At 65.3% G+C, this 12,787-nt stretch carries 12 protein-coding genes; 1 reads left to right on the forward strand and 11 read right to left on the reverse strand.

From position 1 onward, the window contains the following. Positions 1 to 112 precede the first annotated feature (112 nt). From K6G35_RS19440 to K6G35_RS19450, 3 genes are read right to left on the reverse strand one after another with little or no spacing between them, the layout of a single operon-like run. Complete coding sequence (locus tag K6G35_RS19440; protein WP_035882994.1) at positions 113 to 1,099, reverse strand: Bug family tripartite tricarboxylate transporter substrate binding protein; 987 nt, start codon at positions 1,097 to 1,099, stop codon at positions 113 to 115. A gap of 42 nt (positions 1,100 to 1,141) precedes the next feature. Continuing rightward, positions 1,142 to 1,486, reverse strand: a complete 345-nt coding sequence (locus K6G35_RS19445; protein WP_035882993.1) for an AtuA-related protein — start codon at positions 1,484 to 1,486, stop codon at positions 1,142 to 1,144. Between the two features lie 12 nt (positions 1,487 to 1,498). After that, positions 1,499 to 2,860: an acyclic terpene utilization AtuA family protein gene (locus K6G35_RS19450; protein ID WP_035882992.1), complete on the reverse strand. Its 1,362-nt coding sequence runs from the start codon at positions 2,858 to 2,860 to the stop codon at positions 1,499 to 1,501. Positions 2,861 to 2,983: 123 nt separating this feature from the next. Between K6G35_RS19450 and K6G35_RS19455 the strand changes: the two genes are divergently transcribed. After that, the gene (locus tag K6G35_RS19455) at positions 2,984 to 3,883 is read left to right on the forward strand and encodes a LysR family transcriptional regulator (RefSeq protein WP_186425815.1); all 900 of its coding nucleotides are present in this window, start codon (positions 2,984 to 2,986) and stop codon (positions 3,881 to 3,883) included. A gap of 10 nt (positions 3,884 to 3,893) precedes the next feature. Here the strand turns inward: K6G35_RS19455 and K6G35_RS19460 are convergent, their stop codons facing one another. From K6G35_RS19460 to K6G35_RS19495, 8 genes are all read right to left on the reverse strand, one after another. After that, positions 3,894 to 4,673 carry an SDR family oxidoreductase gene (locus K6G35_RS19460; RefSeq protein ID WP_035882988.1) on the reverse strand — a complete coding sequence of 260 codons (780 nt, stop codon included), beginning with the start codon at positions 4,671 to 4,673 and terminating at the stop codon, positions 3,894 to 3,896. A 30-nt stretch (positions 4,674 to 4,703) separates the two neighbouring features. Beyond that, the gene (locus K6G35_RS19465; RefSeq protein WP_008643458.1) at positions 4,704 to 5,843 is read right to left on the reverse strand and encodes an ABC transporter substrate-binding protein; all 1,140 of its coding nucleotides are present in this window, start codon (positions 5,841 to 5,843) and stop codon (positions 4,704 to 4,706) included. Positions 5,844 to 6,126: 283 nt separating this feature from the next. Then, positions 6,127 to 6,639: a hypothetical protein gene (locus K6G35_RS19470; protein WP_008643456.1), complete on the reverse strand. Its 513-nt coding sequence runs from the start codon at positions 6,637 to 6,639 to the stop codon at positions 6,127 to 6,129. Positions 6,640 to 6,807: 168 nt separating this feature from the next. Continuing rightward, positions 6,808 to 8,280 carry a hypothetical protein gene (locus K6G35_RS19475; RefSeq protein WP_008643452.1) on the reverse strand — a complete coding sequence of 491 codons (1,473 nt, stop codon included), beginning with the start codon at positions 8,278 to 8,280 and terminating at the stop codon, positions 6,808 to 6,810. Positions 8,281 to 8,388: 108 nt separating this feature from the next. Next, positions 8,389 to 9,528 carry a hypothetical protein gene (locus K6G35_RS19480; protein WP_035882986.1) on the reverse strand — a complete coding sequence of 380 codons (1,140 nt, stop codon included), beginning with the start codon at positions 9,526 to 9,528 and terminating at the stop codon, positions 8,389 to 8,391. Between the two features lie 13 nt (positions 9,529 to 9,541). Then, a complete protein-coding gene (locus K6G35_RS19485) occupies positions 9,542 to 10,240 on the reverse strand; it encodes a C39 family peptidase (RefSeq protein ID WP_008648909.1) in 699 nt (232 codons plus the stop codon). Next, positions 10,237 to 10,698, reverse strand: a complete 462-nt coding sequence (locus tag K6G35_RS19490) for a hypothetical protein (RefSeq protein ID WP_008648910.1) — start codon at positions 10,696 to 10,698, stop codon at positions 10,237 to 10,239. The genes K6G35_RS19485 and K6G35_RS19490 overlap by 4 nt, the downstream gene beginning before the upstream one ends. A 192-nt stretch (positions 10,699 to 10,890) precedes the next feature. After that, on the reverse strand, positions 10,891 to 12,372 hold the full coding sequence (locus K6G35_RS19495) for a hypothetical protein (protein ID WP_035882984.1): 1,482 nt from the start codon (positions 12,370 to 12,372) through the stop codon (positions 10,891 to 10,893). Between the last annotated feature and the right edge of the window lie 415 nt (positions 12,373 to 12,787).

Here is a 12,787-nt window from a genome sequence, read left to right on the forward strand (position 1 = left end):
TCCAGTCGTTCCGATCCAGACACTCTAGGCGAAATCACGGCGCGTGGCGGCGCAAGTTGTCACGGGAACGCCCTGCCAGCGCAAAGCGTACCCGTTTCTGCGTGAGGCGAACTTACTCGGGCTGGATGTTCGCCGCCTTGATGATGCGGCCCCATTTCGCCGATTCCTGCGCCTGGAACTTCGCCAGTTCGGCCGGCGAACTTGTGAACACATCGGTACCGGTCGACTGGTAGAAAGTGGCGGCCGTCTCGCTCCTGGCGGCCTTGACCAGCATCTGGTTCAGCTTGCCGACCACTGCGGGCGGCGTGCCGGCCGGCGCATAGGCCGCGAACCAGTAGCTCATCTCATAACCCTTCACGCCAGCCTCGTCGATCGTCGGCACGTCAGGCGCCAGCGGCGAGCGCGCCTTGCCAGAGACACCCAGCGCGCGCAGCTTGCCGCTCTTCACCTGCGGCAGCCCCGTCGCCGTGTCGGTGATCATCATCTGGATCTGGTTGCCGAGCAGGTCGGTGATCGCCAGCGGGTTGCTCTTGTACGGCACGTGCAGCAGTTCCACGTGCGCCATCTGCTGGAACAGCTCGCCGGCAATACGCGACGACGAACTGCCGCTGCCGAAGCTGAGCTTGCCCGGCTCCTTCTTTGCCAGCGCGATGAACTCGCCCACGGTCTTGGCCGGTACCTGCGGATTGACCACCATGATCTGGCCGCCACGGCCCAGCGCCGTCAGCGGCGCATAGTCCTTGACCGGGTCGTACGGCAGCTTCTTGAACAGGTGCTCATTGGCTGCGTGCGTGGTGTTGGTGGTGATCAGCACCGTATAGCCATCGGGGGCGGCCTTCGCCACGTCGCCGGCGGCGATGAAGCCGTTCGCGCCCGGCTTGTTGTCGACCACCACGGTCACCTTCGCTTCCTGCGTCACGGCCTGGCCCACGGCGCGCGCGAGCTGGTCCGTCGCGCTACCGGCCGCGAAGGGCACGACAAAGCGGATCGGCTTGTCAGGAAATTCGGCCCATGCACTGCCGGCCGGCAAGGCCAGGCACGTGAATGTAGCGAAAGCGAGTAGGGCTGCGGGGGCCTGCGGCTTGCGAAACGCGGACATCTGTGTCTCCTCCAGTTGTTTTGTGATGGAACAGCTTGGCAATCATGAGGCGCCGCCGGCGAACCGCGGCGGCAAGGGAATCGGCATGTCCAGCAGCAGAAACGCCAGCGCCTTGCCGTGTGTATCGAGATTGAGCGCATCGTTGACGCCGCCATCGAGCGCGCCATCGATGACGAAGTTCATCGCGTGGATCGACGGCACCAGATAGCGTTTCACGGCCCCTGGGTGCCGATGCGCAAACAACGCGTGCACCGCATCCTCGGTCACGTGCGTGACGAGGTGATCGAAATCGCGGGCATCGTAGGCAATCACGCTGATGTTGGAGCGGTCGCCCTTGTCGCCGGTGCGGCCGTGAGCAAGCCGGTAGAGCTGTGTGGTTACGGTCATGGCAGGCTCCGGTCAGGACAACAGGGTATGGCGCGGCGCCACGGCGGCGCGTGGCGCCAGGCACGACATCGCGTTGAGGCGCGCACGCAATGCCGTGCGCACGCCACCACCGCCCGCGGGGCCGCAGGTGTAGAGCGCATTGACCTCGCGCAGCAGCGCCTGGGCCACGGCCTTGTCCTCGTGCGCCAGCGCCGCGCGCAGGCGCACATCGCGCGCCTCGGCCTCATGCGGCTGTGGCCGCGCCAGCATCTCGCCGGCGTCATCGGCAAACACGCTCAGCACCCCGATCAGGTCGAAGCGGATCGGCACGTCGAAACCAAGACCCTTCATGCGCTTACCAAGGATTTCAGCCGCCAGTCGCGCGCGCGCCGCTGCATTGGGGCCCGCATACGAGATCTCGCCCTCGGCAATCCAGCCGCCCTGGTAGAACAGGTTGACCTTGAGCGTGTCTGGACGCGCATGGCCTCGGATGTTGCGGACAGCTACGCGATCCGGACCGACCTGCGCGACGGTCACCTCGCCGATATCGGCGACCACGTCGGGGGTCAGGTAGGCGCAGGGGTCGTGCACCTCGTACAGAAGTTGCTCCTTCACGGTGCGCAGATCCACGCAGCCGCCGGTGCCAGCCGCCTTGAAGATCTCGATGCCACCATCGGCATCAAGTCGCGCGATCGGAAAACCGACGGCGTGGACATCGGGCACGTCCTTCATGCCCGGATCGGCAAAATAGCCACCGCTGACCTGCGCGCCGCATTCGAGCAGATGGCCGGCCATCGTCGCGGCAGCCAGGCGATTCCAGTCATCCCAGGCCCAGCCGAAGTGCGCCATCGCCGGGCCCACGGCCAGCGCGGGATCGGCCACGCGGCCGCATACCACCACCTGCGCGCCGTCGCGCAGCGCATCGGCAATGCCCTGCGCGCCGATGTAGGCGTTGGCGCAGACGAACCGCGCCTCCGGGAAAGTGTCGCCGACGATACCGCGCAGCAGCGCGCGACCTTCGTCGTGCGACAGGTCGTCACCCTCCACCACGGCCACACGCGGCGCGGGCAGGCCCAGCGCCACCGCCAGTTCGCCGATACGGCGGGCCGCCGCACGCGGATTGGCCGCGCCGAAATTTCCGACGATCGGAATGTCGTTGGCCAGGCACAAGCCAAGGACCGGCGTCAGGAGCTGGTCCAGCAGCGGTTCGTAGCCATGCTCGGGATCGTCGCGGCGTGCCAGTTGCGCAAGTGCCAGCGTGCGTTCGGCCAGCGTTTCGAAGATCAGCGCGGCAGGTCCGCCCGCGGCAATCAGCGTGCGCACCACGGGCAGGGCGGCGTCGGTGCGGTCACCGGAAAATCCGGCTCCGGAGCCGATCAGCAAGGGGACAGTCATGGCGTTTCCGAAACTCGAAGGAAAGGACGGCGAACCCATTCTAGGTCTCGCAGACTCTCGCTGACAAACGGATGATTTGGATTAATCTATCGGTATTACCGATAAATCTCCACTACCCGAACCATGCTGTCGAACCTGTCGGTCAAGCACCTGCGCGCTTTCGTTGCGCTGGCCACCCATCGCAACTTCACGCGCGCGGCGCAGGCGTGCCACCTGTCCCAATCGGCATTCAGCGCGTTGATCCAGACGCTCGAGGAACAGGCAGGCTGCCGGCTTTTCGAACGCACCACGCGACATGTGGACCTGAGTACCGACGGGCGCCGATTCGAGGAGATGGCGCGTCGGCTGCTGGGCGATTTCGAAGCGGCCTTCGATGACCTGCGCGATCATGCCGAGCGCCGCAAGGGTCGCGTGGCGATCGCGGCGCTACCGTCGCTGGCGGGCGGCGACCTGCCGCCGTTGCTGGCCAACTTCCACCAGCAATATCCCGGCATCGCGCTGGAACTGCACGACCAGCTCGCCGACGGCTGCATCGAGTTGGTGCGACGTGGGCAGGCCGACTTCGCGCTGGCGCCCGCGCCGGCTCAGGACGCCGACCTGCACGTCGAAGCGCTGGTGCGCGATAGCTTCCATCTGGTCTGCCCGGCCGATCACCCGCTGGCCGGGAAGCGCCGCGTTACGCCGCAAGCCCTGGCCGGACTGCCATTCATCCAGCTATCCCGCACCAGCAGCGTGAGGCAGCACCTGGATGCAGCACTGCATCCGCTCAAGTTGAACGGGGTCATGGAAGTCGAGCACCTGGCTACCGTGGCGGCGCTCGTCGAGGCGGGTCTGGGCGTTTCGGTCGTGCCGGCGCTGGCGCTATTTCAGTTCCGGCGCGAGGGGCTGGCCATCCGGCCCATGCAGATGCCCACGCTGCTGCGCGACATCTGCGTGGTACGACTCAAGGACCGGGGTGATTCGGCGGCGGCAACCGCGATGCTGGAGTGCCTGCGCGCGCATTACCGGAGCGGCAGGCGCTAGAGGATTGGGCTCAGAAGTGGCCGAGGTAGCCACCATCGACGGCGAGCACCTGCCCTGTCACGTACGATGCCGCCGGCGAAGCCAGGAACACCACCGCACCCGCCACCTCTTCCGGCTGGCCCCAACGGCCCAGTGACGTCCGGTTGCGCAGCCACTCTGCCACGGTCTTGTCGGCCACCATCGCCTGATTCGGCTCGGTGGCGAAGTATCCCGGCGCAATGGCGTTGACGGTAATGCCCTGGCGGCCCAGATCGGCGGCCATCGCACGCGTCAGCGCATCGAGTCCGCCCTTGGTGGCGGGATAGAGCACGTCATTGGCGCGCGCCACCTGGCCGGCGATCGACGTGACATTGACGATCCGTCCATACCCGCCACGCTGCATCCATTGCGCCGCGTGACGGCATAACGCATAGGGCGCGACGAGGTTGGTCTCCAGCATCTCGCGCAGGTCAGCAGCATCGAGATGGGCCATCGAATTGCGATTGCGTGCGCCGGCATTGTTGACGAGGATGTCGAGCCGCCCGTGACGGGCCGCGATGTCATCGAACGCCGCGGCCACGGCGGCCTCATCGGTGATGTCGAGAACGAGCGCCTCGGCGCCGAGGCCGCTGGCCAGCAGTTGCGCGACGGCTTCGTCCACGCGCGCGGCGTTGCGCGCGCAGATCAGAACGTGCGCGCCAGCGGCGGCCAGGCCGGCGGCAATCGCCTGGCCGAGGCCCTGCGCGCCGCCCGTGACCAGTGCCACGCGGCCGGCGAGCGAAAAGGGATGGGCTGTGGATGCATTTTCCATGCGGGGAAATATACCGCAGCCCTCCGGTCTTCAGCGGATCAGCTTGCCGGTCGACGAAACGATCGACATTTCCACGAACGAGGAACCGGTGTGGCGCGTCGGGCTGTAGCTGATCAGGATGCCGCCGAGATCGTAGTCGCGCAGGCCTTCAAGCGCCGCCACGAGCTTCTCGCGCGTGGGCTCCGGTCCCGCGCGGCGCAACCCTTCGACCAGCACCTTTGCCGACATGAAGCCCTCCATGCCCGCATTGCTCGGCTCCACCTTCTGCGCCTTGGCCAGGCCGCGATACTCGCTGGCAACGCTCATCTGGCTCGAGTTCATGCCGGGCACCACCTGCGTGATGATCAGGCCCCGGGCATCGTCGCCCAGTTCCTTGATGAACGAATCGGCAGCGTTATTGGACAGCGTGACGAACTGCGCCTGGCTACCGGCCTTCTTCATCTCGTGGATGATCCGGGCAGCCTCCGAGCCCGAACCGATCACCATCACGGCTTGCGGATCGGCCTTGTTGACGCTGGCCACACCCTGGCTGATATCCCCCATCGGGCGATTGAACGACGCCGCGCCAGCGGGCTGCACGCCACGTGCCTGCAAGGCCGTATTGAAGCCCTCGAAGACGTCCTGCCCGAAGCCGTCGTTGGCATAGAAGATCGCGATCCGGTTCATGCCGGACGTGGCCAGATGGTTGATCGCGCGGGCCACTTCATCCTGGTATTTCGCACGCACGTTGAACACGTAGCGATTGACCGGTCGATGCAGCGTGATGGCCCCGGTCAGCGGCGCCACCAGCGGCACCTTCTCCGCGCCGATGATCGGCAGGATGCTCTCGTTCTGCGGCGTACCACGCACCATGAACAGCGCGAAGACCTTGTCGTCGGCAATCAGCTTGCGCACATTGCCGGGCGTGCGTTTGGCATCGAAGCCGTCGTCATAGGTCAGCAGTTCGATGCGCCGGCCCGCGACGCCGCCGCTGGCATTGACCGCATTGAGATAGACCTGGGCACCGGCGATCTGCTCCTTGACCGAGCCCGCCACCGGGCCGGTGACGCCGGCCGACTGGCCGATGCGAATGGTGTTCTTGGTGATGCCGGGTTCCGCGTGTGCCGCGATGGGCGCGACAAACCCGAGCGTGGCGGCGAATATGCCGCACGCGAACTGCCTTGCGTTCATTGTTGACCCCTCCAGTAGCGCTGGTGTGTTTGATTTTTAAGCGCGCCGCGCAACTGCGGCGGCATGGGGACGGTAACCCAACGGGTGGCAATGAGCAAACAAAGCGGCGGATAAGGCGGAATTTGACGCAGGAAATGCGGCGAAGTGTTGCTGCGGCATCACACCGGAAACCTGAAGACTCCGGTACCGGTTTCAGGTGTGGCCGCAGCATGGCGCGTGATGGGACACACGCCGGGGCGCGCCACGACGGGCGCGCGAAGGGAAAGGCCTGACCCCGCTTCGATCAGGGGAAGGCCGGTACTGCAGGATCCAGGCCGGCGAAGGACGCTTCGGGGTGCGCCTTCTGCAGCAGCGCCTCGACTTCTTCGACACGGCCGCGCGGCACATCCACCATCAGCAGCAGCTTGCCTGCCTCGATGTCCTTCTCGAACGACCGTAGTCGACTGTTCGGCGCCGAGCTGCCGATCATGCTCGCGGCCCACGCGCCAAACACGGCGCCCAGCACGGCGAGCACGCCGACCAGACCCCATTGCGGAGAGTCGCTGACGATCGGGAACATCGCTACCACCACGCCGGCCACGATACCGACACCACCGCCAACCATCAGACCCATTTCCGCAGCATGAACGATGTCCGAAGTCTGGAACAGGTTTGCCTCGTGCAGACCCGTCATGTCGGCGCCGTCGCGTCCCACGAAATGGATGTGGCTATTCTCGATGCGAGCCAGCAGCAGGTCGTCCATGGTACGGCGCGCGCTCGCCAGGTCGGGCAACAACCAGAAGATCCGTTTGCGCATGACTAGCCTCCTCTGTCAGGCCGCCCCGTACTCTGATGATCCGTCTTCGGGACGGGTTAGTAGCTGTTCTACTCTCTCCGCGAAGCCTGCGCAAGGTACCGAATGGATGACGGGAAGTGGGGTGCCAAACGGAGAATTTCGCGCGTCACTTCACCCGTGCGAACACCATCAGAATGTGATCGGTAGACGCACCGTCACCGTCAGATCTGGTGTATCTCGCGTCAGGCCCGCACCCACCGAGAGGTTCAGCGTGTACCGGTTGTTGAAGCGATAGGAGTAGCCCACGAGCAGCGTGCCCTGCGTGATGCGCACGGAGCCTGGGACGGTCTGCCCGTTCTGCTTGGTCGGCCAGATGATGCTCTGGTCATAGCCGATACTGAACGACGCGTGCTCGTTGAGCGACAGACCCATGCCGAAGTTGAACTCGAAGATGTCTCCCGGTGCGATCTTGCCGAGGAATTCCTGCTGGCCGTTCAGCACGGTGCGATAGATGTTGTCACGCGCGAAGTTGTGCAGGTAGCTGAACGTACCGAAGAACACCGCCGGATCGGTCGGCAACAGCCACGTGACACCCGGCTGGATTGCCTGGAAGCCGGTGCCGGTCGGCATGCCCAGCGGCAACCCGGTGCCGGTGGTGTTGCTGACACAACGGGTCACGCAATCGGTCACCACCTCGAACGGATCCTTGCCGGTGTTGGACTTGTAGCGCAGCCAGCCGATGAAGTACGGCATTTTCTCGTTGCCGTAGTTGAGCTGGTAGCGCAACGTCGCCTCGACGTCGCCCAGGCCGCTGCCGCTCGAGTTGAAGGCGTTGTCGACGGCGGTGCCGGTGAAGATCTCGCGGCTGACGGTATCGCTGCTCGAATGCACGTACGGCACCTTGGCTTCGATCTCGAGACGCTTGGTAATGCCGTAGCGGAAGGCCATGGACGTGATGTACGTCGACGTCTTGATCTCGCGCACGTCGATCAGGCCGATCAGCAGTGCGGGAATCACCGTGTAGCCGACCAGTACCGCGCGGTCACTCGACGAGTAGCCGTACTGGAAGCTCGGTTCGATCACGATCTTGCCCTGCGGCGTGAGTACGCCAGGCTGGTCGAAGATTGGCGCGATCTCTGGTGGACGCGTATCGCGCTCCGGCGGCCTGCCCACAGGTTGTTCGGGACCCGCGGCGGACTCGCCTTGCTGGTCGCCCTGGGCGGCCTGGCCCTGTTGCACGTTCTGCGGCGCCACGGCCTGCGGCGGCGCGTCGGAAGGCACCTGCTGGGCCTGTACGCCTTGCTGAGCCGTGCTGTTGATCTGTGTGGCGCTGGCGCCCGCAGCGGCCGCGGCGGCATTGGTCGCCATGTTGCCCGGCGTCACGCCGGTGCCTACCCCGGCCTGGCCACCACGTTTGCGCGCCAGCGATTCGCTATCCACCGTGCTGCGCAGTTCGCGGATCGTGGCCTCCTGTTCGGCCAGCGCCCGCTTCATCGCCTCCAACTGCTTCGCCTGCTCGCTCAGTTCCTTCTGCAGCGTTTCGAGCTTGGCGGCCGCCGGCGGCCCGTCGTCGGGCGGAGTCTGCGCATGAGCCATGCCGCCAAGCAGGCACATCGTAGAGCAACTGGCAAGACCAATCCCCTGCAGCGAGCGCTTCTTCATGACGTCTACCTCCCCCGAGGACGGCGGGCAAAAACGCTAAGGCCCGCTACCAGTTCGTCGATGTCTTCCTTTCCACGACCAAAGTTTCCTGCGACTGCCTTGTTGGTGTTACTTCATGCCGGCCATTGTTGAGATGACACTGTTCAGCGCGGTGTTTGCCATTTGCGCGCGGAATGCCGCCAACGTGTTCACGCTGGCGTTGATGGTCATCAGGCTCTGGATATTCTGGTTGTTGAGGGTATTCTGGATAACCGTGGCCGGCATGTTCGCTACCGAACCAACGTTCGCGGTGTTGGCCGCGCCGTTCTGTATCACCGTAAGCAGGCCGTTGGTGACGACCGTGCCCGCCGCCGCGACGGCCGTCGCAGCCTGTTGCTGCGCCACGCCGGCGGCGCCCGTTGCCTGAGCGATCCCGCCGCTTGCGGCTGCGGTAGACGTGGACGCAGCAGCGCCGGCGGCGCCTTGCGCGCTGGCTGCCGCGCCATTCGCTGCCGTGGTCGCGGATTGTCCCGCCTGCCCTGCCTGGCCCGTTGCAGCCTGGGCGGCAGCAATCGCCGCGCTCGCAATGCTGTTGGCGCCGGTTAAGGCAACAGTCACTGGCGCCAGGGCCTGCGCGAGTTGCGCGGCCTGGGCCGAGGTGATGCTGCTGATGTTGGGAATCGTGATGCTCGTGGCCACGGCCAGCGCGCCATTGACGAAGACGGCGCGATCAATACCGAAACCAACCTGCAACCCGGCGACATCAAAACCGCCACGCGATTCTTCAAGCCGCGCCTGCGCGACCGGCTTCCACCTGGCCATGTCGTCGCGTGCCTCGGCCACCTGCGTATTGGGCTCCCGCGTGGCCATTGTCATGGCAGCCACGAGCGTGTCCCCAATGGGGTGATGCCGCGCAACGGACGCCTTGTCCACCGGTTCTACTCCCCGCGCAGGCGCTTCGGCGATCGACTCGACAGCTTTTTCGGAAACGTTCTCCGTGACGTTGTCCGCAACGATGGGGTCTGCGGCACGCGCCGCCACAGTGATTGGGTCTTCGGATGGCGCCGACAGCTGTGTCGGCGTTGGTATTGCAGGCAGGTCGATGGCGGCCGAAGTCGCCACGCCCGCGGTATCGGCTGACTCGGGTGCCAGGGTCTCGACACCGGCGTGGGCATTGCCCGCGCAGGCCAGCCCCGCGCCAAGCAGCACGGCCGCGGTTGCCGACCTGGCCGTGCATCTTGATGCGGGTGAAATGGTTGTCTGGACCATGATGTTCCTCAGCTCAGAAATCGGCGGGGCCATGCTTTGGCATGACGGTGAAGAACAGACTGTCTCGCGGAACTCCCATCCAGTAAGGGCCCGACGGCGCCACGCGCCAGTCGGCTGCCAGGTTGAATCGCGCGCGGTCCGTGCGATTGTGGATAACGAACAGCAACTGGCTGTCCCAGATCTTTTCGAAGTGATCGCGCTCGATGGAGCGGGTACCACGCGCCGGGTCACCGACCAGCACGCGGTCGCCCTTGATCCCCTTGATCACGACGAAATGGTGATAACCGTTCTCGACGATCAGCACGATCGCCGGAATCTGCGCTTCCTCGAGCTTCGACAGCGGCAACTCGTAGCCGTCGGCCAGGAACCCGCGCGACTCGAGAAACCGCTTCATGTCGAGCAGCGAGAAACCTTCCGAGCGGATCTTGGCCTGATCGCCGTTGACATACATGTTGGCGAAGACCGTCTCTTCATTGACGGGGAATCCGTACTGAAAAGTCAGTAGCGTGGCCACGGCGGCCGAGCCGCAGCTGAAATCATACTGCTGTCGGATGGTCGTGCGGAAGCGCGCTTCGCGCAGGCTGGTCACGGGCACCGTGTAAGAGTTGCCCTGATCGCCCGGAATGCGAATGGTATCGGCGCGGGCTTCGGCGATGCCACCCAGCGCCACCGCCAGCGTGGCGGCTGCCAACAGCAGGCTGCGCATGATCATTTGAACTGGACGTTGAGGATGGTCGCGTTCTGGATCAGTACGTTGTTGCCCGAATTCTGGATCACGGTCGGCAAACCCGCGGCATTGGCGAACGAACCGTCCGAGACATAATTGCTGCCCGACAGCGTGTTGATGGCGGCGTTGCCGCCCACGGTGCCGTTCAGGCGCATGTCGTTGACGACCAGTTCAGCGCCACCGCGCACGTCGTCGAGCTTGCTGCTCGCGACCGCATTGGCTGTCGTACCGAAAATATTCAATTTGGGGGCAGCATCCGGCGTTACCGCCGTCACGCTTGCCGCCGCGCCCGCCACGACAGTGGCTGCGCCCGAATCACTGCTTGCCGCCGCGACGGCCGTGGCGGATGCCTCGGCGACGGGTGGCCCCGCAATAGCCTGCGCAAACGGCCAGGCCAGGATGGCTGTCGACATTGCCAGGACAGCTCGGCGATGCAATCGCATGGTGCGTCTCCTCATGCCCCGAGGCACGGCCCCCCATCCGGGCCGCCAGCGTCGGAAGCGATTTCGGACCTACAGGCGTCTGATGCGGCAGAGCGGCCGACAAACGATGCCGTCGGCACGCACTGCCCCATCCGATTCAACCCTGCGGGTGCTGTACCGTTCCGTGCGGAACGGTACAGACGCTCGAAGGACTTACTTGCCGACTGCCAGGTTCGCCTGGACGTTGACGCTTTGTTGCACCAGCGACGACATGCCGCTGTTCTGGTTGGCAATCATGATGCCGGCTGCGGACTGGCCGACGCTGGACATCATGTTCGACATGTTGAAGGTGCCTGCATCGACATAGTTGGTGCCGCCGTTGCCGCCAGCGCCGCCAACCGCACCGTTGCCGGTACCACCCGTGCCGCCCATGCCCGCGCCACCAGCACCGCCTGCGCCAGACGAAGCGCCAACCGCGCCATTGCCTGCCGTTGCGCTGCCATTCGACGCCATGCTGCTTGCGCTGCCGTTAGTGGCCGCACCGCCAGCGCCACCGTTGCCGGCAACACTGTTCTGCGCACCACCGGCGCCGCCGGTCGAAGTCGCGGCGCCACCAGTTGCCGCGCCGGCAGTCGAGGTGTTGGCGCCGCCAGCACCGCCGGTGCCAGTGCCTGCGCCGCCTGCGGAGGCAGCGGTCGCTGCACCGCCAGCACCGCCAGCACCACCCGTGCCGCTAGCTCCGCCACCAGTACCCGAGGCCGTACCGCCAGTACCAGCGCCACCAGCACCAGCTGTCGCCGTGCTGTTACCAGCATTGCCATGGACCTTGCCGAGCGCGGCGCCTGCGCCGCTGCTGCCGCCCAGTCCACCGCTCGCGCCAAGCGCATCACCGCCACTACCCTTGGCGTTTCCGCCGTCGCCACCGAAGCCACCCAGGGCGCCAGCGCCCGAGTCACCGCCACTGCCCTTGCCGGAGCCACCGAAGCCGCCTACGCCAAGGCTCGCGGAGAGCGCGCCGCCACCATTGCTCTTGGCGTTGCCGCCATCGCCAGCCCAGCCAACGGCCTTGCCGCCTGCCGCGCCATCGCCAGCGGTTGCGCTGCCGTTGACGGCATAACCCGCCGTGGCGCTGCCGTTGACTGCCGAGCCGCCGCTGCCGCCGCCGCCACCAGCGCCGCTGGCGCCACCCGAACCACCCGAGCCGCCCTTGCCGGTGCCGCCATAGCCCGCGCCACCCTTGCCACCCGCTGCACCGTTGGCGCTGCCATTGTTGGTGGCAACGTTACCGATGTTGTGGATGTAGTTGCCAGTCACATAGCCTTCAAGCTTGCTGATGGCCAGCGCCTTGCTGGAGTTGAACGAGTTGGTGAAGTTGGCGGTAGCCGTACTGCCATTGGCCGCTGCGGCGTTGCCATAGCCGCTCATGTCCTGGTCGGTGTGATTCTTGGAGTTGGTGTTGGTATTGCTGGTGTTCTTCGTCTTGTTGGTGGTCGAAGTAGAAGAGTTGCCGTTCGCCTGAAGAGCCGTCGAACCATCATTCGCCGCGGCGCCGCCGCCATTCTGCGTGTTGCTTGTTGAGGACGCAGTCTGGGTGTTGTCGTGGCCGTTCGTGTTGTTGTTCGTCGGGTCTGCTAGCGCCTGGCCACTAATGCCCAGTGCCAGCGCAACCGCCGACGCAAGTAATGTCTTGTTCATACGTTGCTCCCAGGAGAATTGCACATTGCGGCTCAGCCTCCGGCCAACGCTCATACAGGCAGAACGCCGGCTGGAGGTTCAGGTCCCGCACGGTTGCCGGACCAGCCTTCCCCTGCGCATATTCAGTGCCAGCACGCATGGCGCGCGGCGCATCCCGTTGAAATACAAAGGCTGGCGCGGGTTTCTCCGGGAACTTTTTTCGTTGGTTGTGCGCCGCACATTCGCGCGGAACCTGTGCATGGGAGTAGACATGTCACAGCGGTGTGACACCGATTTTGGCCGTCAGGCGAACCGGTCCGTCGCGCCCGAAAAAAATGCCAGAAATTCAACGTGTTACGAAGACACGAGTGAGACGCTGAAGACGGCAACCCGCGTAACGACGGTGAAACAGCCATGCCACCGCCCCCCAGCCACC

Source organism: Cupriavidus sp. HY129 (assembly GCF_059492215.1).